The sequence below is a fragment of the Streptomyces sp. NPDC048516 genome (assembly GCF_043199875.1).
GTDB lineage: Bacteria > Actinomycetota > Actinomycetes > Streptomycetales > Streptomycetaceae > Streptomyces.
On record NZ_JBICWS010000031.1, the window covers coordinates 21,995 to 46,619 of the forward strand.

Here is a 24,625-nt window from a genome sequence, read left to right on the forward strand (position 1 = left end):
GTCAGCTGCCGGCGGCCCTGCTCACTTGCGGATCAGCGAGCGCAGCACGTACTGCATGATGCCGCCGTTGCGGTAGTAGTCCGCCTCGCCGGGGGTGTCGATGCGGACGACCGCGTCGAACTCGACGCCGCTGTCGGTGGTCACCTTGACCGTGCGCGGCGTGGTGCCGTCGTTCAGCTCCGTCACGCCGGAGAAGGAGAAGGTCTCCTCGCCGGTGAGGCCGAGTGCCTCGGCGGACGCGCCCTCCGGGAACTGCAGCGGCAGGACACCCATGCCGATGAGGTTCGAGCGGTGGATGCGCTCGTAGGACTCGGCGATGACGGCCTTGACGCCGAGCAGCGCGGTGCCCTTGGCGGCCCAGTCGCGGGACGAGCCGGAGCCGTACTCCTTGCCGGCCAGGATGACCAGCGGGGTGCCGGCGGCCTGGTAGTTCTGCGAGGCGTCGTAGATGAACGACACCGGGGCGCCGTCCTGGGTGAAGTCGCGGGTGTAGCCGCCCTCGGTGCCCGGCGCGATCTGGTTGCGCAGGCGGATGTTGGCGAAGGTGCCGCGGATCATGACCTCGTGGTTACCCCGGCGCGAGCCGTAGGAGTTGAAGTCACGACGCTCGACGCCGTGCTCGGTGAGGTACTGGCCGGCGGGGGTGTCGGCCTTGATCGCACCGGCCGGGGAGATGTGGTCGGTGGTGACCGAGTCGCCCAGCTTCGCCAGCACGCGGGCGCCGGAGATGTCCGAGACCGGGGTGGTCTCCATCGTCATGCCCTCGAAGTACGGGGGCTTGCGCACGTAGGTCGACTCGGCGTCCCACTCGAAGGTGTTGCCGGTGGGGATCGGCAGCGCCTGCCACTGGGCGTCACCCGCGAAGACGTCCTGGTAGGACTTGTTGAACATGTCCTCGCCGATGGCGTTGGCCACGACGTCGTTGACCTCGGCCTCGGTCGGCCAGATGTCGGCCAGGTGGACCGGCTTGCCGTCCTGGTCCACGCCGAGCGCGTCCTTGGTGATGTCCACCTTCATGGAGCCCGCGATGGCGTAGGCGACGACCAGCGGCGGGGACGCCAGGTAGTTCATCTTGACGTCGGGGTTGATCCGGCCCTCGAAGTTGCGGTTGCCGGAGAGCACCGAGGTGACGGCCAGGTCGTGGTCGTTGACGGCCTTGGAAACCTCGTCCGGCAGCGGGCCGGAGTTGCCGATGCAGGTGGTGCAGCCGTAGCCGACGAGGTTGAAGCCGACCTTGTCGAGGTACGGGGTGAGCCCGGCCTTGTCGAAGTAGTCGGTGACGACCTTCGAGCCCGGGGCGAGGGTGGTCTTGACCCACGGCTTGCGGGTCAGGCCCTTCTCCACGGCCTTCTTCGCGACCAGCGCGGCGGCGACCATGACGTACGGGTTCGAGGTGTTGGTGCAGGAGGTGATGGCCGCGACCGTCACCGCACCGTGGTCGATCTCGTAGGTCGAGCCGTCGGGGGCGGTCACGGTGACCGGGTTCGTCGGGATGCCGTTGGCGGAGGCCGGCGCGTCGGACGCGGGGAAGGACTCCTTGCCCGCCTCCTCGTCGTCGGCGACGTAGTTGCGCACGTCGACGGCGAACTGCTGCGCGGCGTTCGCGAGGACGATGCGGTCCTGCGGGCGCTTCGGGCCGGCGATCGACGGGACGACCGTGGAGAGGTCCAGCTCCAGCTTCTCGGAGAAGTCGGGCTCGGCGGCCGGGTCGAGCCAGAGGCCCTGCTCCTTGGCGTACGCCTCGACGAGCGCGACCTGCTGGGCGTCGCGGCCGGTCAGACGCAGGTAGTTGAGGGTCTCGTCGTCGATCGGGAAGATCGCGGCGGTGGAGCCGAACTCCGGCGACATGTTGCCGATGGTGGCGCGGTTGGCCAGCGAGGTGGCGGCGACGCCCTCGCCGTAGAACTCGACGAACTTGCCGACGACACCGTGCTTGCGCAGCATCTCGGTGATGGTCAGCACGAGGTCGGTGGCGGTGGTGCCGGGCTTGAGCTCACCGGTCAGCTTGAAGCCGACGACGCGCGGGATGAGCATGGAGACCGGCTGGCCCAGCATCGCGGCCTCGGCCTCGATGCCGCCGACGCCCCAGCCCAGCACACCGAGGCCGTTGACCATGGTGGTGTGCGAGTCGGTGCCGACGAGGGTGTCGGGGTAGGCCTGGCCGTTGCGCACCATGACCGTACGGGCCAGGTGCTCGATGTTCACCTGGTGGACGATGCCGGTGCCGGGCGGGACGACCTTGAACTCGTCGAAGGCGGTCTGGCCCCAGCGCAGGAACTGGTAGCGCTCCTTGTTGCGGCCGTACTCCAGCTCGACGTTCTGGCCGAAGGCGTCGCTGGTGCCGAACTTGTCGGCGATGACGGAGTGGTCGATGACCAGCTCGGCCGGGGCCAGCGGGTTGATCTTGTCGGCGTCGCCGCCGAGCTCCTTCACGGCCTCACGCATGGTGGCGAGGTCCACGACACAGGGCACGCCGGTGAAGTCCTGCATGATCACGCGGGCCGGCGTGAACTGGATCTCCTGGCTGGGCTGGGCCTGCGAGTCCCAGCCACCGAGCGCCCGGATGTGGTCGGCGGTGATGTTCGCGCCGTCCTCGGTACGGAGCAGGTTCTCCAGCAGCACCTTCAGGCTGTAGGGAAGACGCGCGGCGCCTTCGACCTTGTCCAGCCGGAAGATCTCGTACGACTCGTCGCCCACCTGCAGCGTGCTGCGGGCGTCGAAGCTGTTCGCCGACACGACAGTCTCCTTCATGCATGAATTCGCGCGTACCACCGCAATGCTGCCGTCACAGCTCCTTGACCATCCGCTAAGGTATGCCTAAGTTAGGCACGCCTTACTGGCGTGGCGACGGTACGCCTCTCGGCAGATATCTCGATGTCGAGATAACTCTAGTACATCGTCGCGGCCTGGTCATGCCCTGCCGGTGTTGTCCTCTGTCATCCAATCGAGGCGTTTGACAGCGAACCCAGTCGTTCTGGCTTCCTTGCCAGCGAACCTAGTCGTACGAGGGGACGTACTGGGGGTGCTGGGTGGCCGTACCGGCGGGGGTGGATCTTGCGGAGCCGTACGTCGAGCTGTCGTACATGGACGCTCGACGGGAGTGTCGGCGGCGTCCGCTGCTGGACTGTGTGACGGGGCGGTTCGAGGAAGCGGCCGCGGTGCGGCCGTTTCGCTGGTCGCGTGGTGAGCGTCACTTCCCGGGCTGGTACTGGGCGGCGACGACCGGGCGGCACGTGGGTTTCGAGTCGTGGCTGGAGCGGGACCGGCTTGTGCTGATGGACTTCGATCCCGGGGTGGTGGGGATCGCCTCGCAGCCGTTCTGGCTGCACTGGCACGACGGTGAGCGTGAGCGTCGGCATGCTCCGGACTACTTCGTGCGCCGCGCGGACGGCTCGGCGGTGGTCGTGGATGTCCGTGCCGATGAGCGGATCGAGGCGAGGGACGCGGAGGCGTTCGAGGTGACGCACATGGCCTGCCGTCAGGCGGGGTGGGTTTTCGAGCGGGTCGGGGTTCCGGAGGAAGTGCTGCTGGCGAACGTGCGGTGGCTGTCGCGCTACCGGCATCCCCGGTGCCGTCGCGGGCCGGTCGTGGACCTGCTCCGTGAGGTCTTCGCGGAACCGGTCCCGTTGATGGCTGGTGCGGATGCGGCCGGTGACCGGCTTGAGACGCTCCCTGTCCTGTTCCATCTCCTCTGGCTGCGCGAGTTGGCCGCCGACGGGCTGGCGTTCACGCTGCTGGGGCCGTCCACCGTAGTGCGCCTGGCGGATGGAAGCGTTCGGTGACGGGGGCCGGGAAGGAACGGGAACGGCGGGTGCCTGCGTCGGCCAGGATCGCGGAGTTCCCAGAGACGGCTGCGGAGCAGGCTCGTTGGTGGGAGAGGCACATTCTGGAGGTGCTGGACGGCCTGCCGCCGGATGCTCCTGTGGGGACGGTGCCGCGCCCGGAGTTCGACCCGGAACGGAACTCGTTGGCTCAGCGGGAGCGGGCCAAGGCTGCCGAGCTGACGGCGGCCGGGCATGCGATGACGGCCAGCGGGGTCAATCAGCGGCGCCAGCGCTATCAGCGGGACGGGCTGGTCGGACTGGCCGACGGCCGGTCGGCCAAGCAGATGCCGTCCTTCGGCCGGGTGGCTCCGGCGGTGGTCGAGGCGATGCGGCAGGCGATCGGTGAGACGGCCGAGGCGTCGTCGAAGACGATCGGTTTCGTGGTCTGGCGGGCGACGCAGATCCTGGCCTCCCGTGAGGATGCGCAGGAGATCGAGGTTCCCTCGCAGCGCACGCTCTACCGGCTGTTCGACAAGCTGGCCACCGGCACCCATGCGACGGGCTCCGCGACCACACGCCGTTCGGTGAACGCGCGTCCGGCCGGACCGTTCGGGGAGGTGCCGGCCTGCGCGCCGGGCGAGTGGATGCAGATCGACTCCACGCCGCTAGATGTCCTGGTCCGGCTGGACGACGGCATTACCGGGAAGGTCGAGCTGACGGCCATGATCGACCTGGCGACCAGGTCACTGGCCGCCGCGGTCCTGCGGCCGACGACGAAGGCGGCCGACGCCTCCGCTCTTCTGGCCCGGAGCATCACCCCCGAGATGATGCGTCCTGGCTGGCCGGAAGCTCTTCGGATGTCGAGATCGGTGCTGCCGCACCGGCGGCTGACGGCCCTGGACGAGCGGCTTCAGCACGCGGCTGGGAGGCCGGTGATCGTGCCGGACACGATCGTCTGCGACCACGGCAAGGTCTTCATCTCGAACAACTTCCGTGCGTCCTGCCGCTACTTGGGCATCAGCCTCCAGCCGACGCACAAGGCGTCGCCCTTCGAGAAGGGCGCGATCGAGAAGACGCTGGGTTCGGTGGCGACTTTGTTCGCGCAGTTCGTCGCGGGATACACCGGCCGGTCGGTGGACCGCCGGGGCCGGGGCCTGGAGAACGGGCCGCTGTGGTCCCTGCCCGAGCTTCAGAGCCTGCTGGACGAGTGGATCGTCATCTGGCAGAACCGCCCGCACGACGCGCTGCGGGACCCGGACTCACCGAAACGCGCGTTCACGCCGAACGAGAAGTACGCGATGCTGCTGGAATCGTGCGGCTACGTTCCGGCCCCGTTCAGCGGCGAGGACTACGTCGAGTTGCTGCCCGAGCGCTGGCAGGCGATCAACTCCTACGGCATCCGGATCAACCACCGCACCTACGACGACGCCGAGCTGACCCCGTTGCGCCGCCAGCACTCCGGGGTGGTGGAGAAGAAGGGTTTGTGGGAGATCCACTACGACCCCTACGACGTCTCCCGTGTCTGGGTACGCGACCGCCGCAGCGAACCGGCCCGGTGGATCACAGTGTTCTGGAAGCACCTGCACCGCGTCGGCGTCCCGTTCGGCGAGATGGCCTGGGACCACGCCCGCGAGCAGGTCCCGGACGGGAGCGAGGCGCAGATCGCCGATGCCGCCGCTGCCCTGCTGCGGCGGGCCCACGACGGCCCTGCCGAAGGGAAAGACCGTCCGGTCAAACGCTCCAAGCGGGACCGGCGGGTCGCCGCCCGCACCCGAGCCACCGCCGCTGACCGGCCGGTTCCTGACCTGTCTGCGGCCGAGCCGATGCCCGACGACGAGGCTGACGCCGAGGTCGCGAAGGTCATCCCGCTGGGCCTGTTCGATCCGCTCGCCAACCCCTGGAGGCCCACGTGACCCTCTCCGGACCAGCAGCCCGGCATATCGCGTTGAGCGAGGTCGACGCCGAGGCCAACCGGCAGCTGACCACGCTGGACGGGTGGCGGAAGTTCATCGAGAACCCGCCCACGCCCCCGGTTCTCCTGTCTGCTGACGCGCTGAGGCGTCTGTCCCCGGCCGAACGGGACCTCTACGACGATGACCGGCTCGACCATCACGCCCGGATGCTCGTGGTCGCCACCTCGTTCGTCGAGAAGACGGTGGTCTGCGGCCGTCGGCTGGTCCTGCTCAACCGGCACGCGATCAGCGCCCGCCGCGGCCTGATGGTCTCCGGGCTTCCCGGCACGGGCAAGACCAGTGCCATCACCCAGCTCGGACGTTCGCATGAACTCCTTGACCGGGCCCGCCACCCGAATGTCTCCGACCGCATCCCCGTGGTTTACATCACCGTCCCTCCGGCCGCGACTGCCCGCATGGTCGCCGCGGAGTTCGCCCGCTTCCTGGGCCTGCCGGTCCGGGGCCGGTCGAACATGACGGACATCATCGAGGCCGTGGTCGGTGTCTGCACGGACACCCGCACGGGTCTGGTGCTCGTCGACGAAATCCACAACGTCTCGCAGGTCACCCGGTCCGGCGGTGAGGTCTCCGACACCCTGAAGTACTTCTCCGAGCGCATCCCCGCCACGTTCGTCTACGCGGGCATCGGCCTGGAGACCAGTGATCTCCTGGCCGGCACGCGGGGCGCCCAGATCGCGGGGCGCTTCACTCTCGTTCCCACCCGGCGGTTCGCCTACGGCGACGAGTGGAAGGGACTGGTCGCAACCATGGAGGAGACCTTGCTCCTGCACGACCACCCACCGGGCAGCCTGGCCAAGCTGGACCGTTACCTTCACAACCGGACGGACGGCATGATCGGCGCCCTCTCCCACGCGATCCGGGGCGCCGCGATCGACGCGATCCTGAGCGGCACCGAACGCGTGACGAAAGAAGCGATCGACGCGATCCCACTGGACCACGCCGCAGAAATCGCAGCGTCCCCGCGCACGAAAGCCGCGAAGCGGTGACCGGCATGTCGTCAGACCGCCTCGCCCGGCTTCCCGTCAAAGCCTCACCACGGCTCGGCGAGACAACCGACTCCTACATCCGCCGCCTGGCCCGCGCCAACCACCTCAAGCCCAGCTACCTGCACCGGTTCATCAGCGGCCCCCCGCTCTGGTTCGGCAAGCCCAGCCTCTCGCGCCTCGCGGTGGTCTCCGGCTACCCCGAGCGCACACTGCAACAAGCCCTGGCTGATGTTGCGTCGCCGCGACGACGCAACAAGCCGAACGTCCGCTATCCCCGCACTGTCCCTCTGGCCGACCGCCCGGACTTGGCACTTCGCATCCGCGAGACCGCTCAGTCCGGGACCGCAACCATCCGTGACCTGTCCAGACACCACAATCTCCCATCCCGGACCATCCGCACCGTCCTGGAGATGCCAGCACCGAGCACCTACAAGTCCAGAAGCGGCCCCAGGAAGAGACGCGCGGCCAGACGGCCCGCCCCCGCGATCAACGACTCCACACGAGCCCTGATCGACGCCATGCTCGCCGAACACCTCGACCTCAGAGAGGTCTGGGCCCGCCTCATGGACGACCACGACATCTCCGTGTCCTACTCCTCCATCAACGTCTACTTCCGGTCCCGTCAGGTCCGATTCGCCTGATGCGCCAAGTGACCTGATCCATAAGATCGTTTCGGTGCCTCGCGAAGGCTGCCTCACCCTCGGTCGGCCGCCTCATCAGGGCCTGTCCGCTGGATCAAGCTCGGGATACGTCCAGTAGGTTGACAACATGTCTTCCGTACTCGTGGTTGGTTACGATCCGCAAGCGATACCCGGCGTCGATGGGGAGGCCCTGCGCGCCTCCCTGGACAAGGAGCTGGCACGGTTTGGCGAGCATGGCATCGACGCTGCCATGGCCCTGGTCGTGTTCGACGAGTCGGCTGAGTCCACACTCGTGGCGTCCTTAGCCCAACGTCCATGGGACGTGATCGTCGTCGGGGGCGGTATCCGCAAGACTGAGCCACTGCTTCCGCTCTTCGAACAGATCGTGAACCTGATCCGCCGACACGCTCCCCAGGCCGCCATCGCGTTCAACACCAGCGTCGGAGACAGCGTCGAAGCAGCCCAGCGCTGGTTGTGAGGTCGGTCCGACGGATCACGCTCTGAGCCCTGGCTGACCTTGGCAGGCCCCTCGACCCACGCCCCGGTGGAAGCCAGGCAGCAAAAATCGGTGCCGGTCCGGTCGCCGCAGGACACGGCTCTGCCCGCTGGTCAGATCACGCGAGACAGGACAACCCGCCTCAAGTGATCGTTTGCCACCAAACCAGTCGAGGCAGGTCAGCGCACTCCAGCCGACTAACTTCGCTGTCAAAGGACAGAGTCGTTTCTCAACGAATCGAGTCGTTCGTCCTTCTGTCTCAGCGAACCTCGTCGCGCGGCTGAGGGCGCCAGGTGTTCTGTCCGGGGGTGCTGGATGGCTGTACCGGCTGGGGTGGTTTTGGAGGGGCCGTCCCGAGCGGAGCCTCAGTCGCTGTGGGCGACCGGCTCGGGGTCGGCGTCGAGCGCTTCGAGCACTGCGTCGCCGTTCGCCCTCGCCCACTCGGTCAGCATGTGGATCGGATCGATCAGCGTCATTCCGAGCGGGGTGAGATCGTACTCGACGCGGGGCGGTACCTCGGCGTAGGCGCGGCGGCGGATGAGTCCGTGTGCCTCGAGCCGTCGGAGCGTCTGGGTGAGCATCTTGCGGGAGATGCCGCCGATCAGCTCGACCAACTCGCCGTGGCGCACCGGGCCCTTGCTGAGGCCGTAGAGGACGACCACGGTCCACTTGTCGGCGATGAGCTCGACCGCCAGACGCGCCGGACAGTCGGCGAGAAAGGGATCACCGGGAACGAAACCGCTCATGGTGCCAAAGGTACCTGCGCCTATGGCACCTGCTGGTTCCTATCAGGTTCATAGCCTGGGTTCTCCCCCTTCCTGAGCAGGAGAGTCATGCGAGTCATCACTCAGCAGGCGCTCGGCGGTCCCGAGGTGCTCACCATCGTGGACGCGCCCGAGCCTCAGCCCCTTCCGACCGAGGTTCTCGTCCGCGTCAAGGCAATCGGGCTGAACCCGCTGGAGGCGCGCCTGCGCGCCGGTGAGTTCCCGCTGATCGGCCGGCCGCCGTTCATCCTCGGCTGGGACCTCAGCGGAGTGGTCGATCAGGCGCCGCAGACGTGGCGGTTCAGGCCCGGCGACGAGGTGTTCGGGATGCCGCTGTTCCCGCGGGCGGCGAGTGCGTACGCCGAGGTCGTGTCGGCTCCGGCGCTGCACCTGGCACACAAGCCGGCGTCGCTCTCATACGTCGAGGCGTCGGCGCTGCCGGTCGTGGGGCTGACGGCGTGGCAGGGCCTCGTCGACCTCGGCGACGTGACCGAGGGCGACCGCGTCCTGGTCCACGGTGGTGGTGGCGGGGTCGGCCACGTCGCGATCCAGATTGCGAAGGCGCTCGGCGCGCACGTGATCACGACCGCCGGCGGGAGCAAGCGGAAGTTCGTCGAGGGATGCGGCGCCGATGAGGTGATCGACTACACGGCGGTCGACTTCACCGAGACGGTCCGCGACATCGACGTCGTGCTCGACACGATCGGCGGCGATACCGTCGAGCGCTCCCTCGAAGTGCTCCGCCCGGGTGGTCACCTGGTGACGGCGGTCGCCGAAGGCGATGCGGAACTCGCCGCCAACTACCGGGCGGCCGGCATGCGTTTCAGCGGCATCGCGGTCGATCCCGATCCGGTCGCCCTGCGAGGTCTCGTCGAACTCGTCGAACAGGGCAAGCTCCGGGTCCACGTGCAGGAGACGTTCCCATTCGAGCGCGTAGCCGACGCACACCGGATGCTCGACGGCGGTCACCTCCAAGGCAAGCTCGTCCTCACCGTCTGATCCCTCAGCGGGCCTCGCGTGAGCGGTCTCCACTGAGATTTCCTCTGAGTCCCGTGGGTCGGCTCCGGCCCCTTCGACTCGACGAACCGAGTCGACCTGGCTCATCCAACTCAGTCCACGCAGGTCACCGTCATCCGGAGGACTAGCTTCGTTGAGACAGGACAGGTGTCCGACCTGTCGCAGCGAGGGTTGAGCGTTGTCAGCGAAGATCGGTGACCGCCGGGTTTTCTCAACGAAGGTTGAGCGACTGTCCGGGGAGTCCGTGGGGGATCCCGTTCCCGGCGGCTGCGATCTGGACTTCTTCGGCGAGAGCGAGAGCCGCTCCGCCTGCCCCGGTACTGTGGCTTCGCATGACCGACTCCGAGATCGAGACCACTGCGGACCTGGTCCACGACCTGCTGCAGGAGCAGCATCCAGACCTTGCGGGGCTGCCAATCCACGAAGTGGCGGGCGGATGGGACAACCAGCAGTGGCGCCTCGGGGACGAGCTGGCCGTGCGGATGCCGCGTACAGAACGTGCCCCGGATCTCCAGCGCAAGGAGTGCCGATGGCTGCCCGTCCTGGCCCCGCGCCTGCCGCTCCCGGTCCCGAACCCTGTGCGGATCGGGGAACCGTCCGCGCGCTTCCCGAAGCCCTGGACCGTCATGACGTGGGTTTCCGGCGAGCCGCTGGACTACACCTCGATCAGCCGCGGTGACCACGCGGCCGACACTCTGGCGGGCTTCCTCAGGGCGCTCCATCTGGAGGCGCCCGCCGAGGCGCCGACCAGTTCGGACCGCGGCGCTCACCCCAAGAAGTGCACGGACGGCTTCGACCACTTCTTTCCAGCCGTTGTCCCGGGCAGCATCGCCGACGAGGTCCGGGCCGTCTGGGACGATGCCGTAGCGGCCCCCGAGTGGGAGGGCCCGCCGGTGTGGGTGCACGGTGACCTTCATCCCGCAAATGTCGTCGTCTCGGACGGGACGCTCTCGGGCGTGATCGACTTCGGTGACATGTTCGCCGGCGATCCGGCTTGGGATCTTGCGGCCGCATGGGTGGTCCTTCCCGCGGGCGCCGCCTCGCGATTCTTCGACGTGTACGCGCATGCTGACGCGGCGACGATCCGGCGCGCCCGCGGACTGGCTGCCCTGAAAAGCCTGTTCCTCATGCTGATGGGCCAGAACGGAGACCGGGGCCTTCCCGGCGGCAAGCCGGCATGGGGACCCGCAGGCCGGGCAGCGCTCGATCGTGTCCTGAGGGGCGATCTGAAGTAGACACGGAGCGCCGCTCACCATGTTCTCCGGCCTATCCGCAGCCTCCCGCGACTCGCGAGGCTCTGCTCGGCCCCCGTCCGTTCGGTTTCGCGCGACTCGGTGCTCAGCCTTCGGTGAGAACACTCAGCCTTCGCTGCGAGAGATCGCCGGTGTCGTCCGCGGACTGTGAAGCCGTTCGCCCTGTCATTCCATCGAGGCATGTGGCACCAAACCCAGGCGTCCATGCCCTCGCGCCGCCCCGACCGGCCGGCACCGCCGATGGCCGGGACCGCCGCGGTCGGGGCGGTTGTGCGGCTGCCGGCCACCGCTCATCGAGGAGGGCCGGAACCCGTCCTCGATGAGCGGCACCCTGGCCGACAGCGCCTACCGGCCGCTGCCGGCCCGGCGGCCGGGCCTCACTTCAGGTGCCGGCCGAAGAACCGGTCCCCGTCCTCCACCTCGAACCACGGGGTGCCGGTGTGCCCGCCCGGATTGGCGTGCAGCGTCTTCTGCTCGGTGCCGAAGGCGTCGAACAGGTCCAGGGCCCGCCGGCGGGGGTTCCCTTCGTCGTCCCACTGCAGCAGGAACAGCAGCGGAATGGTGATCTGCCGGGCCTCCTCGCGTTGGGCGCGGGGCACGTAACCCCCGGCGAAGAAGCCGGCGGCCGCGATGCGCGGCTCGACCACCGCCAGCCGAATGCCGACGGCGGTCCACCCCGAGTACCCGACGGGGCCGCCGATCCCGGGCAGCGAAAGGAGGGCGTCCAGGGTGGTCCGCCATTCCGGGACCGCCTTTTCGACCAGCGGGCCGATGAAGGATTCGAAGATCTCGTCGACCGGCTCGCCGGCCCGCATCGCCCGGCGGAGGTCGGCGCGGGCCTGCTCGTCGGCGGCGGAACGGGGCCGGTCACCGCACCCGGAGGCGTCGATGGAGGCCACCGCGTAGCCGTACGCCGCGGAGTGCCGGGCACGGGCCACCAGCCGGGGTTCCCGCTTGGGCAGGCCATTGTTGTGGGCCATAAGGATCAGCGGGGCCGGTGCGGCGGATTCAGGCGTCCACAGGGTGCCGGGGATCTCGCCGAGGGTGAATTCGCGTTCGAGGACGCCGTCGTCGAGGCGCTGTTCGGAAGTGAAGTGCATGGTCGTGCCTTTCGGGAGTACTGAACGGCACTCCCGGACGACCTATCGCCCGACCGTGACCCCGGAGGGGAGCACCCATGTCGATACTGCGTTCACGGGTACCACCTCCTCGTTTCTTTCGCACGGCCTCCGGGAACGTAGCAGTGGTCGCCGTGGCCCGCCAACGGGTTTTGCGGAGGCTCCGGCGGATGCCACGCAACCACTCGCCTGCAGGCCGGTCCGGGCCGGGTACACCGGCGACGATGCCGCCGCCACAGGCGTCCGTGAGGGGCCGGGCGCGTCCTGGGCTCCTTTTCGGACCCGCTGCGCCGGGCCCGGCCCCCGAACGAGGTCACGGCTCCGGGTGGCCGGGTCCACGCCGCAGAAGGAGAAGTTCGTTCCGGCGAAGTTCCTGGTCACCCCGCCGAACGAGACGGAGCACTCCACCCTGAAGTGGCCCTTCGGCGGCCAGATCCTCAAGCAGGACGGCGCCACCCACCCGGCCACCTACCTCAACCCGGTCGGGCGGTAACCAACCGGACAGCCTCCGGGCTTCCCTGGACAGGCCGGGCACGGCCCAACGGGAACCGGCCGGGCACGGTGCACGGGAACCGGCCGGAACCGGCCAGGCGCGGTCAGAGCGGTCCCGCCGACGTCCGCGTCCAGCGGCCCTTGGTGCCCTGCCGCTGGGGCGCGGGCCACAGGGGCAGGGCCCAGGGGCGGGCCTGCCCGCCGTCCTCCCGCTCGCGCGTGTCACATCCGGCCCGTGACCTCCGTCATTACTGTGACGGAACTCGACGGGGGAGGAATGAGGCCCATGAACGACCACGAGTGGCTGGCGGAGCGGTTCGAGGAGAACCGGAGTCATCTGCGGGCCGTGGCCTACCGCATGCTCGGCTCGGTGAGCGAGGCCGACGACGCCGTCCAGGAAGCCTGGCTGCGGCTGAGCCGGTCCGGTGCGGACGGTGTGGAGAACCTGGGCGGCTGGCTGACGACGGTCGTCGGGCGGGTGTGCCTGGACCAGCTGCGGACGCGCAAGGCGCGGCGTGAGGACCCGTTGGAGGTCCATGTCCCCGAGCCGATCGTGGACCGCCTGGACACCGTCGACCCGGAACACGAGGCGCTGCTCGCCGACTCGGTCGGGCTGGCGCTGCTCGTCGTGCTGGAAGCCCTCACCCCCGCCGAGCGGCTGGCCTTCGTCCTGCACGACATGTTCGCGGTGCCCTTCGACGAGATCGCGCCACTCGTCGACCGCACCCCCGCGGCCGCCCGGCAGCTCGCCAGCCGCGCCCGGCGCCGCGTCCAGGGCACCGCCCCGGCCCCCGACACCGATCTCGCCCGCCAGCGGGAAGTGGTCGACGCCTTCCTCGCCGCCTCGCGCGGGGGCGACTTCGAGGCGCTGCTCGCGGTGCTCGATCCGGACGTCGTGCTGCGCGCCGACGCCGGTGACGCGCCCGAGGGCGTATCGACGCTGGTCCGCGGAGCGCGCGCGGTGGTCGAGCGGGCGCTCACCTTCTCCCGGTTCGCCGCGTTCTCCCGGCCGGCGCTGGTCAACGGCGCGCCGGGGCTCGTCACGACACAGGGCGGCCGACCGTTCTCCGTCATGGGCTTCACGGTCGCGCACGGGAAAATCATCGAGATCAACATCCTCGCCGACCTCACCCGGCTGAGCCGGCTGGATCTGACGGTCCTCGACGACTGACGACTGACGGCTGACGGCTGACGGCTGGCGGCTGGCGGCTGGCCGCTGGCGGCTGGCGGCTGGCCGCTGACGGCTGGCGGCTGGCGGCTGGCGGCTGGCGGCTGGCGGCCAGCGGCTGGCGACGCGGCCACGTCACCGGGCTTGCGCCCGGCCTTGGCCCCGGACTTCCCCGGCCACCGGCCCGCCTCAGGACCCCGACAGCCCCGTACGGACCACCGTCACGATCTCCTCATCGGAGAGTCCCAGGTTGCGGGCCTCGGCGATCAGCCGCTGGGCGGTCTCACCGAGGCGGGCGCGGGCCGGCGATGCCGCGCCGGTGACCACGGCACCGCGGCCGCGCCGGAGTTCGATCAGGCCCTCTTCCTTGAGGCGCTGATAGCCGCGCAGCACGGTATGGACGTTCACGCCGAGCGACACGGCGAGGGCACGGGCGGCCGGCAGCCGCTCCCCGGCGTCCACCGTGCCGTCGGCGATGGCGCCGCGGACCGAGGCCGCGATCTGGTCGCCGAGCGGGACGGGCGAGCCGGGGTCCACACGGAAGAGCACCTCAGTCTCCCTTCTTCCGCGAGCGCGCGCGGTCCAGGTACGTATTGAGCAGGGCAACGGCGGTAGCGGCATCATCGACCGTCACCACGAACTCCTTGCCATTGTTCAGCCGTGCCACGATGCCCTCGCCCGAGCGCAGTACGAGGCCGCTGCCGCCGGCCCGGATGCGATAGCCCCAGCCGCCGAACTCCTGGAAGGCGCCTATCGGACGGCTGGTGGCCTCCGTGATGCGGTCGAGGGGGAGGTGCCGGATGCGGAGGGGCGGCGGCAGCACGGTCGACGAGACGGTCAGACCACGGTGGTCGACGGTGACCCGCGCGGCGGCACAGGGCAGGACCGCGATCGCGCCGATGAACAGGCTGATGCCCGTCAGCCACTCGGCGACCACGAGGAAGAAGAGCCCGGCGCCGAGCAGCAGGACGCCGAGCACGACGATCGGTGGCGAGCTGATGGTGCGTGACCAGCCCGCCGACATACCCGCCGGGAGGTCGAGCCGGGGCGCCTGGCCCGCCGTCCGGCCCGCTGCCCGGTCGGACGGCAGGGGCACCGGGCCCGCCAGCAGGCGTCCCAGCGCGCCGGCGAGCAGAGCGACGGCGAGTGCTGCGGCCAGCTCCCACAGCGGCAGCCGGACCGTCGAGGTATCCGTGACGCCGGCGTTGCCGAACAGAGTCAGGCAGGTGAGATAACCGATGGCGGCCGCGAGGGCATAGCCGCCGGCGATCAGCCAGGGCGTCCCCTCTGAAGGCTCCGGCAGTCGCACGAGGAGGCCGAGGACGGCACCGAAGACGAGCAGCAGTGTGAGCGTGAGCGTCAGGAAGGCGCGGGCGGAGGTGAAACCGTCGGCCTTGGTGCCGCCATCACCGAAATGGGTGGCCAGCGGCTCGGGCAAACGGGCGGAGATCGAGAAGTAGACGGCGGCGATGGCCGCGGCGGCAGCGATGAACGGCAGGACGGTAATCAGGGCCCACGGACGGGGCTTTGAGGGCGAGGAAGAACGCGGGGCACTCTTCATGGGCGTGGCGACCACCTCTCAGTTGTTCGCATAGTAGTAGAACAACCAGGCCATCGACAATTGCACACCCATCTCATATCTGAGATACGGTCACGCCATGGCAGACGACTACCTCGTACGTATCGGCAGGCTCATCCGTGACGCCCGGCAGCACCGTGGCTGGACACAGACGCAGCTCGCCGAAGCTCTCGGCACCAGCCAGAGCGCGGTCAACCGCATCGAGCGCGGGAATCAGAACATCAGCCTTGAGATGATCGCCCGTATCGGCGAAGCACTCGACAGTGAAATCGTCTCGCTCGGTTATGCCGGGCCGATGCATCTGCGGGTGGTCGGCGGCCGCCGGCTGTCCGGCAGCATCGATGTCAAGACGAGCAAGAACGCCTGTGTGGCGCTGCTGTGCGCCACGCTGCTGAACGCCGGCCGCACCACTCTGCGCCGGGTGGCCCGTATCGAGGAGGTCTACCGCATCCTCGAAGTGCTGGGCAGCATCGGCGTACGGACCCGGTGGATCAACGACGGCAACGACCTGGAGATCGTCCCGCCCACGGAGCTCGACCTCGACTCGATGGACACCGAGGCGGCCCGCCGCACTCGCAGCGTCATCATGTTCCTCGGCCCGCTGCTGCACCGCATGGACCACTTCAAGCTGCCGTACGCGGGCGGTTGCGACCTCGGCACCCGTACCGTCACGCCTCACATGACGGCACTGCGCCACTTCGGCCTGGAGATCACCGCGACCGACGGCACCTACATCGCCGAGGTGGACCGCAGCGTCGCCCCCAAGCGCGCGATCGTCCTGACCGAGCGCGGCGACACCGTCACGGAGAACGCGCTGCTGGCCGCCGCCCGGCACGACGGCGTCACCGTCATCCGCAACGCCTCGTCCAACTACATGGTCCAGGATCTCTGCTTCTTCCTGGAGGAGTTGGGCGTCCGGGTCGACGGAATCGGCACCACCACGCTGACCGTCCACGGCGCCGCGCACATCGAACGCGATGTGGACTTCGCGCCGTCCGAGGACCCGGTCGAGGCAATGAGCCTGCTGGCGGCGGCAGTGGTCACCGAGTCGGAGCTGACCATCCGGCGGGTCCCGGTCGAGTTCCTGGAGATCGAACTGGCGGTCCTGGAGGAGATGGGCCTGGACCACGAGCGCAGCGCGGAGTACGCCGCCGACAACGGCCGCACCCGGCTGATCGATCTGACGGTCCGCCCCTCCAAGCTCCAGGCCCCGCTGGACAAGATCCACCCGATGCCCTTCCCGGGCCTCAACATCGACAACGTCCCCTTCTTCGCGGCCATCGCGGCCAGCGCCCAGGGGCAGACCCTCATCCACGACTGGGTCTACGACAACCGCGCCATCTACCTCACCGACCTCAACCGCCTCGGCGCCCAGGTCAAACTGCTCGACCCGCACCGGGTCCTGGTGGACGGCCCGACCCGCTGGCGCTCCTCGGAAATGATGTGCCCCCCGGCCCTGCGCCCGGCCGTCGTCGTCCTCCTGGCCATGATGGCCGCCGAGGGCACCTCCGTCCTGCGCAACGTCTATGTCATCAACCGGGGTTACGAGGACCTGGCCGAACGCCTCAACTCGATCGGGGCGCAGATCGAGATCTTCCGGGACATCTGAACCACGGATGCCGCCGCACTCTTTCTGACCTGCGTGGATGGGCCAGGAGGGGATGCGGCGGCACTCTGGGACTTCTCTGGGACTTTGCGCCAGGACCGAGCTTCTGCCGGTCGGCTTGCGGCTACGCGAAGACCGCGTCGATGGCGGCGCCGCCGCGCGCACCGGCGCGGGGCAGAAAATGCGCGTACTTCCGGAGCGTGAAGCCGGGGTCAGAGTGGCCGAGCCACCTGGCCAGGGAGACGACCGACTCGCCGGCCTCCAACTGCTCGGAGGCGTAGAAGTGACGCAGGGCGTGATAACCGTGCTCCCGGGAGGGCTCCCAGGCTCGGGATCCGTCCGGTGCGCTCTCCTCCAGCGCGGCGATCACGCCGGCCTCGGCCAGGGCGGGCTTCCAGACGTAGGAGTTGAAGTAGTTCCGATTGATCGCCTTATTCTCTCGGCCCGTCACCAGAAGGTTGTACGTCCTGGGCCGACGGTGCTTGGCTTCTACCGGGGTCTGCGGCGGGCGCGGATCGTCCCACGGCATGGTGACCGGCACGGGTGCGAGGAACTCCACATGCTGCCGCAGCGCCTTGGCCACGCTTGAAGGCAGGGGCACCTCGCGTACCTTGCGCCCCTTGGGAAGCGCGAAGCAGAGCTTCGTCCGCACCATCTTGACCTGGCGCCGGACATGGACGATCTCCGCGTCGAAGTCGATGTCCTCCATCGACAGGCCGAACGCCTCTCCCTGACGCAGGCCGAGTCCAGCACCAATCTCGACAAGCACGCGATAGCGGTCCGGGATAGCTGCGCGTACGGCCAGCACGCGCTCGGGCGACCATGCCTCGACCCGGCCCGGTGCAGCCGCCGGAGGGCGAACTGTGCTCGCACGGCACGGGTTACGTGCGAGGCGTCGGTCTTCGACCGCAGCCTGGAGAACACCAGACAGCGTGGCCCAGACGAGACGAATGGAGGTGGGGCCCAGGTCCTTCTCGAGTCGCTTCTTCCAACTCCGCAGCGCCTCGGTACCGACGCTGTTGAGCGGCAGGGCACCGAGGTGCGGGACGATGTGCCGGCGGACCCGTTGCTCGATGCGTTCGAGGGTGGACGGGTCGCCACCCTGGGTGGGCCACCAGTGAGTCGCGATGTAGTCCTTGAGGGAGATGGCTCCATCGCGTGGATCGACGAACTCGCCCCGACGTGCGTCGGTCTGAGCCTGGGCGAGCCAGGTCTTGGCGTCCTGGAGTACGTCGAAGGAACGGTCCTTGACGCCGGGGATGCCCTTGACGCGGTAGCGGGTGCACTTGCCGTACATGGTCGTGCGTTCGCGCTTGCCGGTCGTCGGGTTGGGGCGCTTCTTGAGCCACCGGTCTTCTATGTAGCCGGTCAGGTGGAACTCCTTGATGTAGAGGATGGAGACGGCGTTCTACGGCGCTTGGAGCGTCAGGCGCTGGTGAGGCGGGTGGACCGTTCCTGACGAGGAGCGTTCAGCGGGTTGAGAGCCTCGTTTGAGCGCGAGTCGGCCTGCTCCTGCTCGCGGACCCAGGCATCGAGGGCTTCCAGTCGGTACATCACGCGGCCTCGTGGACCCATGCGGAAGCTCGGAGGTCCCTGTCGACGGTGGCGCCAGACGTAGAGGGTGTGGGGTGAGAGGCCGAGGTACTCGGCGGCGTCCTTCACGGTCAGGAAGGCCGTGTGTAGGGCGCCCGGGGAAGCTGTGGGGGCACGCAAAGATCGGGCAGGCATAGGAGGTTCTCTGTGAGGTACGGGAGGGAGCGGACCTTGAAGGACCGGTTCGTCATGCGCGGCACTGGCAATCGGTGGGCCGGTTCTCCAGATGATTGCGGAGGATACGCAGAATGGCGTTTTGGAAGATTCACCCAGCTGGGCGCCTGACCCTTTTAGTGCCAGTCATGGAGAGCTGACCGGGAGACCTGAAGCTCGGCGCAGAGTTCGTCCACGGTCATTTTTTCGCGCGAGCGGCTGGAGCCATTCATCAGCACCCCGCTTCCTCGTTGTCGATGGGGTTTCGGGCAGGGCTTATGAGGGGTCGGGGCAAAGGGTTTCCTCGCACGGATAGAGCGGATTACCGAAAGAAGGCACGACGGGGTGCCGGGATATTCAATGATGCGGAGCATCGCCGGTTTGGCCAACCGGCGATCGTCGGCTATGTTTCCGCCCGCTCCGCATGGCCCCGGTCTCGCGGAGAGCTGGCGAGGAGGGTGTGCGGGGCGGCTCCGAGCTCGGTAGCGATGGCGACGAGGTCGTTGATGTCGCAGCGTCGGACGGTGCGTTCGATGCGGGAGAGCGCGGTGGCGGTCATGGGCCGGCCGAGGGCGTGGACGCGGGCGGCGAGCTGACGCTGGGAGTAGCCGCGGGCGGTGCGGGCGCGCACGATGGCCCGAGCGGCGGTCTTTCCTGCGGGGCCGATTTCAAGGGAACGCGGTGGCATGGATGTGTTGTAGCTTGCGTTCTCCGGCGACGGGAACCCTTTCCCGTCTGCCGTGAGCGATGTGCCGACCGTCGGAGATTTCGAAGGGCCGATTTCGGCAACCGGAGGTCCGCGTCTACTGTTTTTCGACCAGCCCGGAAGTAGTACAGAGTTCTAGAACCAACTCTGGACTTTTACGCCCCTGGTGTGGCTGTCTTGTCCATGCCCCCGGCACCGCCGAATTCCCTGCCCCCGATCTGCGACGAAGGTGGTCGATCGACATCGCCCGTATCCGCACCATCAAGCCCGAGGCGTTCCACTCGGAGTCCCTCGCGGCGGTCTCCCTGTCCGCCGAGCGGACGTTCTTCGGCTTGCTCACCCAGGCAGACGACCACGGCCGGTTCCGCGACCAGCCCGCCGTCATCGCCGGCCTGTTGTGGTCCCTGCGCCCCGAACACGGCGCTCTGGGCGTCGAAGACGACCTCGCCCAGCTCCATACCGCCGAGCTGATCTGCCGTTACCAAGGCGCCAACGGCAAGCAGTACCTACACGTCGTCACCTTCGCCCAGCACCAGAAGGTCAACCGTCCCAGCGGGGTACGCCACCCTGCCTGCCCCCACCACGATCAGGGCATTCCGCGTGAGCCCTCACCGCCGACGCACACACCCCTCACTGAGCCCTCCGCGCCGGCACCCGGAGGTGTCACGCAGGACGCGATGAGCGACGAATCCGCAGGTCAGAACCTATTCAGTGAGCCCTCATCGCCAATGCAGGGATGCCTCACGGAGCCCTCGACGAGTGCTCACGGTCCGGATCTAGGATCTAGGAACAGGGATCTAGGAACTACCCCGTTGGGGGGCGCGAGCGCCCCCGCACCCCAGACCGTCTCGGCGAAGGACCTCATAGGCGAGTACGCGGCCGCCTGCAGCCACCGACCGCCTGCGGGTGTGCTCGGACACCTCGGCAGCGAAGTCAAAAAGCTCCTCGACGAGGGCATCGACCCGGCACACATACGTGCGGGTCTTGACCGTCACCGAGCCAAGGGCCTGCACCCCAGCACCCTGCCCAGCCTCGTCCACGAGGCTATGAACGCCGCCCCGACCTCATCCGGCGCCGCCCACCGGTCGTGGACGAATCCGGCCGACGTCGCCGCCGCCTACGGGGGTGACCTGTGACCGCCACCCTCGCCCACGCCCCGGACCGCATCGGCCCGCTCGCCGAGCGGCTCGGCGCCATCCTCACCGCACGCGGCATCGACCCCGAGGCAGCAAGCACGCAGGAGCCGCCGAGCGAGCCGGTCACGGCCCTGGAGCTGGCCGATGCCCGCATCCCCGCCCGATACCGCCACGCCCTGGGCGACCACCGGCAGGTCACCGCCTGGACCAAGGCAATCGCCGCCGCTGGGCGTCCCGGCCCCAGCGGCGCACCGGGCATCGCCGAAGGCCCGTCCCTGCTGATCGTCGGCCCCACCGGCACCGGCAAGACCCACCAGGCATACGGCGCCGTCCGCACCCTGCTCGCCTCCGGAGTGCGGCTGCGCTGGGAGGCAGTCACCGCTGCCGACCTGTACGCCCGCCTGCGCCCCCGCTCCGGCCACGACGCCGAACGCGACCTGCAGACCCTCGCCCGCTGCCCGCTGCTGCTCCTCGACGACCTCGGCGCGGCCAAGAACAGCGAGTGGACCGAGGAGCTCACCTACCGGCTCATCAACCACCGGTACGAGCACATGCGCCCCACACTCATCACCACCAACCTCCCCACCGACGCCCTCCGCACCGCCCTCGGAGACCGCATCGCCTCCCGCCTCGTCGAGATGACCGAACGCGTCATCCTCACCGGCCCCGACCGCAGGCGCCAGTCCCAAAACTGACGGTCCCGGGGACCAGTCCCCACCACACAAGGGACCGGAAGCCCCAGACGGTTCAGGACCGTGCACCACCAACGCAGGGGACCGAGCGGGGACTCGAAAGGGACCGGTCCCGCTCGCGGTCCCCGCCTCGGACGGTCCCCCTGACACTCCGTCGGGGACCGGTCCCGCCACGAACCGGGACCGGTCCCGGTCGAAAGTTGGGACCGGTCCCCGGACGCTTCGGGGACCGGTCCCCATCGGACACAGCAGATGCGGGGACCGGTCCCAGCAAAGACGCAGGCCACCGCTCGCGCGGCCCCCGGGCCCGGTCCCCGAAACAAGGAGCCGGAGACGTGCACCGGGGGCGGGGACCATCGCGGCACCGCCGCTTCCCGTCCTCGCCCGGACGAGGAAACCAACCGCCAAACGCGCGGTCCCCAAACGCCATGAGCTGCGGGGACCGGTCCCCATCCCCATCCCAAACCAGAAGACGACCGCGCCCTCCCCCAATCCGAACGAGCCCTCCTGCACGCAACCACCGTGCACTCATAGCCCGAACCCCCACGTGCCCCACCGCCCAGAGAGACCCCATGCACCAGTCGCACCCCCGAAGGCCCCACCGACCCCAGCGCGGAAACCGCCACCCCGGCCTCAGACGCAGCAAGTTGTCCCGGGAGCAATGCTCCCGGAGTTCCCGCCCCGGAGGTGGCGGGAGCGGACCGGCACCAGGAGGCACCGGACCGGCAAGCTGCGGCCGAGGGCGGACCGCAAACTGGAGGGGAACGGCGGCCCGAGGCCCTCTCGCCGAAGCGTCAGCGCACCCGTCAGCCGAAGCCGCTCAAGCGCCTGCGCCAGCCCAGCTGCCGCATGAACGAGCCCGAGTACGCGCGCTTCACCACCGCAGCCGCCCACTGCAAGATGACCAACGCCGCCTTCCTCGCCTACGCCGTCGACAAGGCTGCCCGCGACCTGACCCGCACCGCAGCCGAGATCGCCACCGAACGGGAAGTCCTCGACGAAATCTTCGCCGCCCGCCGGCACCTGGGCCGCATCCACGGCCTCTTCAACCAGGTCGCCAAGGCCCTCAACTCCGGCACCGACGCATTTCACCTCGACGCCACCGCCAAGGCGGTCCACGACGCGGCCCGCCGCATGGACAATGCCGCCGATGCCTTCCTCACCCACCGCGACGGCGGCGAGTCGGCGTGATCCCCAGCATCCACAAGCGCGGCAGCGAAACGATCGGCCTGATCCGCTACCTCTACGGCCCCGGCACCCACGAGGAGCACATCGACCCGCACCTGGTCGCCGCCTTCGACCCGCTCACCCCCGACCCCGGCCGCGACCTCAGCGCCACCTATGAGCAGCTGCAGCGCCTGCTCGACCAGCCCGTCAACGCCCTGACCAAGAACCGTCGCCCCGACAAGCACGTGTGGCACATCTCCGTGCGGGCCAGCCCCGAGGACCCGGTGCTGTCCGACGAAGACTGGGCCGCCATCGCCCGCCGCACGGTCGCCGCCACCGGCATCGCCCCCGAAGGCGACGAGCAAGCCTGCCGGTGGGCGGCCGTCCGTCACGCCGACGACCACATCCACATCATCGCCACCCTCGTCCGCGACGACGGCCGCCGCCCGCGCCTCCACAACGGAGCCCGCCGCGCCCAGACCGAGGCTCGCCGCATCGAGGCCGACTACGACCTCCGCCGCATCGCTCCAGGGGACGGCACCGCCGCCAAACGCCCCACCAGCGCCGAACGCCACAAGGCCAAACGTCGCGGTCAGGACACCACCTCACGCGAACTCCTTCGTGAACGCGTCCATCGGGCTCTGGCCGGGGCGATGAATGAGGCCGAGTTCTTCGACCGACTCGCCGCAGAGGGCGTACGCGTCAAGAAGCGGATCGCGCCCTCCGGCGATGTGCTCGGCTACTCGGTCGCCAAGGTCGGCGACCGCAACAAAGACAACGAGCCGGTCTGGTTCTCCGGCTCCAAGCTCGCCCCGGACCTGTCCCTGCCCAGGATCCGAAAGCGATTCGCGGCCACGACGGACATGCCCGAGCCTCCTGCGATCTTGGGACGCAGCGGAGCCTCGGCACCGGTCCGCGCCCGCCACGTCGCCGCCGAGGCCACTGACTCGGCCCTGGCGTCGATGTCGTCCGACGACGACAGTGCGGCAGCCGCCCAGCTGATTGGAGTCGGCGAGGTCCTCGACGCCCTCGCCCAAACCTCGCTCGGCCCCACACAGGCAGAACTGCGAGAAGCCGCTCGGTACTTCGAGCGTGCCACTCGCTCCCACATCCGCGCCAAGAACGAGGAGATGTACGCCTTGCGCCGCGCAGCCAACCAAATCGTCCACTCTGGGCCCGCCCTCGGCCACGGTCAGGACGGTGCCGCCACCGCCCTGGTCCTCGACGTCATGATCCTGGCCGTCATCGCCGCTGCCCGCTGGCACGCCGCCCGCGGCCATGCCCAACAGGCCGAGGCCGCTCAGCAGCCGCAGACCGCCTACGCACCGCTTACCAAGCAACCGCCGCCGGTCCGCTGACCGCCATGCGTGCCTACGGACAACGTCTGCCCGCCTCGGCCCGGAGTCGCCACGCCGCCACGATCCGCACTGCTCTCCCCCACCTCGCCGCCCGTCTCCAAGCCGAGCCTGGCCGGGACGCGCTGACTGCTGTCCTCGACCAGGCCGAGCGCGCCGGTCATGACACCGCCGCTCTGCTGACCCAAGCCGCCGCACCCCGCGAACTCGACAGTGCCGAGTCGATCAGCGACGTCCTGGTCTGGCGGCTGCACCACCTCGGCTACATCACCCCGCCCGCGCCCCGGCCGCAGCGTCCGCGTAGCAGCCCCGCTACGGCTCCTGCCGCAGCGGCAGCCGTCCGCCTGTTGACGCCCCGACCGCGACACGGTTGATCACGCCCGCCCCGACACCGCCGGTGTGAGCAGCTCCAGCGCCTCCTCCCACCGGAAGCGGTCGGCCCCACCGCCGGCTTTCGGTCGATGAGGCTCGGCCCCACCGATCAGGACGCCCATCTCGCGCAGCCGGTCCAAGCTCTGCCGGTACGCGGGGTGAGCAGCCTGGGCCGAGTTCAGGTACGGCAGGACCGCGGTGGGGAGACCGAAGCCGTACGCCTCGCACAGGATGCCTACGGCCAGGGTGTCGGACATACCTGCCGCCCACTTGTTGATCGTGTTGAACGTGGCTGGAGCAACTGCGATGGCGTCGGCGGGCGGCAGGGGGCGGGGGTCGCCGGGTGAGCGCCAGGCCGAGCGGATGGGGTAGCCGGTCTGGGCCACCACGGCGTTGGCGTCGATGAAGCCGAGTCCCTGTGGGGTGGCAATGACGCCGACGTCCCAGTGCGCTTCCTGGGCAGCCGTGATCAGCTTGCCAACGTCACCGGCGATTCCTGCCGCGCACACGACGACGTACAGGAACCGCTTCTTGGTCTGCTGTTCAGGCTGATCGCTCACGCGGGGAGTCCAAGCTGTTGGCAGAAGTCATGCA

Annotated in this window: 21 protein-coding genes and 2 pseudogenes; 14 read left to right on the top strand and 9 right to left on the bottom strand. The window is 69.1% G+C overall.

Annotated elements, in window-relative coordinates:
* Nucleotides 1-21 precede the first annotated feature (21 nt).
* A complete protein-coding gene (acnA, locus tag ACGFR7_RS34940) occupies nt 22-2,736 on the bottom strand; it encodes an aconitate hydratase AcnA (RefSeq protein ID WP_393327352.1) in 2,715 nt (904 codons plus the stop codon).
* 293 nt (nt 2,737-3,029) lie between these two features.
* Here acnA and ACGFR7_RS34945 point away from each other — a divergent pair, with 293 nt between their 5' ends.
* From ACGFR7_RS34945 to ACGFR7_RS34965, 5 genes are all read left to right on the top strand, one after another.
* Nucleotides 3,030-3,782 (top strand): TnsA-like heteromeric transposase endonuclease subunit, encoded by a 753-nt coding sequence (locus ACGFR7_RS34945; RefSeq protein ID WP_393327355.1) that lies wholly within the window; start codon nt 3,030-3,032, stop codon nt 3,780-3,782.
* 368 nt (nt 3,783-4,150) lie between these two features.
* Complete coding sequence (locus ACGFR7_RS34950; RefSeq protein WP_393327417.1) at nt 4,151-5,677, top strand: Mu transposase C-terminal domain-containing protein; 1,527 nt, start codon at nt 4,151-4,153, stop codon at nt 5,675-5,677.
* Nucleotides 5,674-6,723 carry an ATP-binding protein gene (locus ACGFR7_RS34955; RefSeq protein WP_393327358.1) on the top strand — a complete coding sequence of 350 codons (1,050 nt, stop codon included), beginning with the start codon at nt 5,674-5,676 and terminating at the stop codon, nt 6,721-6,723. The genes ACGFR7_RS34950 and ACGFR7_RS34955 overlap by 4 nt, the downstream gene beginning before the upstream one ends.
* Before the next feature lie 5 nt (nt 6,724-6,728).
* Nucleotides 6,729-7,364, top strand: a complete 636-nt coding sequence (locus ACGFR7_RS34960; protein WP_393327361.1) for a hypothetical protein — start codon at nt 6,729-6,731, stop codon at nt 7,362-7,364.
* A 127-nt stretch (nt 7,365-7,491) separates the two neighbouring features.
* Nucleotides 7,492-7,842 (top strand): hypothetical protein, encoded by a 351-nt coding sequence (locus tag ACGFR7_RS34965; protein WP_393327364.1) that lies wholly within the window; start codon nt 7,492-7,494, stop codon nt 7,840-7,842.
* 383 nt (nt 7,843-8,225) lie between these two features.
* On the opposite strand, the gene ACGFR7_RS34970 is transcribed toward ACGFR7_RS34965, so the two are convergent.
* A complete protein-coding gene (locus tag ACGFR7_RS34970; protein ID WP_393327367.1) occupies nt 8,226-8,606 on the bottom strand; it encodes a winged helix-turn-helix transcriptional regulator in 381 nt (126 codons plus the stop codon).
* 87 nt (nt 8,607-8,693) lie between these two features.
* Here ACGFR7_RS34970 and ACGFR7_RS34975 point away from each other — a divergent pair, with 87 nt between their 5' ends.
* Both ACGFR7_RS34975 and ACGFR7_RS34980 read left to right on the top strand, forming a co-directional pair.
* Complete coding sequence (locus tag ACGFR7_RS34975; protein ID WP_393327370.1) at nt 8,694-9,623, top strand: NADP-dependent oxidoreductase; 930 nt, start codon at nt 8,694-8,696, stop codon at nt 9,621-9,623.
* Between the two features lie 350 nt (nt 9,624-9,973).
* Nucleotides 9,974-10,876, top strand: a complete 903-nt coding sequence (locus ACGFR7_RS34980) for an aminoglycoside phosphotransferase family protein (protein WP_393327373.1) — start codon at nt 9,974-9,976, stop codon at nt 10,874-10,876.
* A 395-nt stretch (nt 10,877-11,271) separates the two neighbouring features.
* Here ACGFR7_RS34980 and ACGFR7_RS34985 read toward each other — a convergent pair whose 3' ends face one another.
* On the bottom strand, nt 11,272-11,994 hold the full coding sequence (locus ACGFR7_RS34985; RefSeq protein ID WP_393327374.1) for a dienelactone hydrolase family protein: 723 nt from the start codon (nt 11,992-11,994) through the stop codon (nt 11,272-11,274).
* A gap of 337 nt (nt 11,995-12,331) precedes the next feature.
* On the opposite strand from ACGFR7_RS34985, the pseudogene ACGFR7_RS34990 reads away from it, so the two are divergent.
* Nucleotides 12,332-12,505: pseudogene (locus ACGFR7_RS34990) on the top strand (DUF4232 domain-containing protein); the annotation flags it as partial.
* Between the two features lie 285 nt (nt 12,506-12,790).
* Entirely contained in the window at nt 12,791-13,675 is an 885-nt protein-coding gene (sigJ, locus tag ACGFR7_RS34995) for an RNA polymerase sigma factor SigJ (RefSeq protein ID WP_393327377.1), read from the top strand.
* A gap of 186 nt (nt 13,676-13,861) precedes the next feature.
* Here sigJ and ACGFR7_RS35000 read toward each other — a convergent pair whose 3' ends face one another.
* Both ACGFR7_RS35000 and ACGFR7_RS35005 read right to left on the bottom strand, forming a co-directional pair.
* Nucleotides 13,862-14,221: a GntR family transcriptional regulator gene (locus ACGFR7_RS35000; RefSeq protein WP_328383791.1), complete on the bottom strand. Its 360-nt coding sequence runs from the start codon at nt 14,219-14,221 to the stop codon at nt 13,862-13,864.
* A 1-nt stretch (nt 14,222) separates the two neighbouring features.
* Entirely contained in the window at nt 14,223-15,233 is a 1,011-nt protein-coding gene (locus ACGFR7_RS35005) for a DUF1648 domain-containing protein (RefSeq protein ID WP_393327380.1), read from the bottom strand.
* A 97-nt stretch (nt 15,234-15,330) separates the two neighbouring features.
* Here ACGFR7_RS35005 and ACGFR7_RS35010 point away from each other — a divergent pair, with 97 nt between their 5' ends.
* Nucleotides 15,331-16,860 carry a helix-turn-helix domain-containing protein gene (locus ACGFR7_RS35010; RefSeq protein WP_393327382.1) on the top strand — a complete coding sequence of 510 codons (1,530 nt, stop codon included), beginning with the start codon at nt 15,331-15,333 and terminating at the stop codon, nt 16,858-16,860.
* A gap of 121 nt (nt 16,861-16,981) precedes the next feature.
* Here the strand turns inward: ACGFR7_RS35010 and ACGFR7_RS35015 are convergent, their stop codons facing one another.
* The 3 genes from ACGFR7_RS35015 to ACGFR7_RS35025 form a co-directional block, all read right to left on the bottom strand.
* Nucleotides 16,982-18,154 (bottom strand): tyrosine-type recombinase/integrase, encoded by a 1,173-nt coding sequence (locus ACGFR7_RS35015; protein ID WP_393327385.1) that lies wholly within the window; start codon nt 18,152-18,154, stop codon nt 16,982-16,984.
* Between the two features lie 128 nt (nt 18,155-18,282).
* Complete coding sequence (locus ACGFR7_RS35020; protein ID WP_393327387.1) at nt 18,283-18,585, bottom strand: helix-turn-helix transcriptional regulator; 303 nt, start codon at nt 18,583-18,585, stop codon at nt 18,283-18,285.
* A gap of 421 nt (nt 18,586-19,006) precedes the next feature.
* On the bottom strand, nt 19,007-19,291 hold the full coding sequence (locus ACGFR7_RS35025; protein ID WP_393327389.1) for a helix-turn-helix domain-containing protein: 285 nt from the start codon (nt 19,289-19,291) through the stop codon (nt 19,007-19,009).
* A gap of 260 nt (nt 19,292-19,551) precedes the next feature.
* Here ACGFR7_RS35025 and ACGFR7_RS35030 point away from each other — a divergent pair, with 260 nt between their 5' ends.
* The 4 genes and pseudogenes from ACGFR7_RS35030 (at nt 19,552) to ACGFR7_RS35045 (ending at nt 24,033) form a co-directional block, all read left to right on the top strand.
* Nucleotides 19,552-20,445 carry a hypothetical protein gene (locus ACGFR7_RS35030; RefSeq protein WP_393327420.1) on the top strand — a complete coding sequence of 298 codons (894 nt, stop codon included), beginning with the start codon at nt 19,552-19,554 and terminating at the stop codon, nt 20,443-20,445.
* On the top strand, nt 20,442-21,140 hold the full coding sequence (locus ACGFR7_RS35035; RefSeq protein ID WP_393327392.1) for an ATP-binding protein: 699 nt from the start codon (nt 20,442-20,444) through the stop codon (nt 21,138-21,140). Before ACGFR7_RS35030 ends, ACGFR7_RS35035 begins: the two co-directional genes overlap by 4 nt.
* Before the next feature lie 846 nt (nt 21,141-21,986).
* A complete protein-coding gene (locus ACGFR7_RS35040) occupies nt 21,987-22,328 on the top strand; it encodes a plasmid mobilization relaxosome protein MobC (RefSeq protein WP_393327395.1) in 342 nt (113 codons plus the stop codon).
* A pseudogene (locus ACGFR7_RS35045) lies at nt 22,325-24,033 on the top strand (relaxase/mobilization nuclease domain-containing protein). Before ACGFR7_RS35040 ends, ACGFR7_RS35045 begins: the two are co-directional and overlap by 4 nt.
* Here the strand turns inward: ACGFR7_RS35045 and ACGFR7_RS35050 are convergent.
* Nucleotides 24,034-24,591, bottom strand: a complete 558-nt coding sequence (locus ACGFR7_RS35050; protein WP_393327398.1) for a flavoprotein — start codon at nt 24,589-24,591, stop codon at nt 24,034-24,036.
* Between the last annotated feature and the right edge of the window lie 34 nt (nt 24,592-24,625).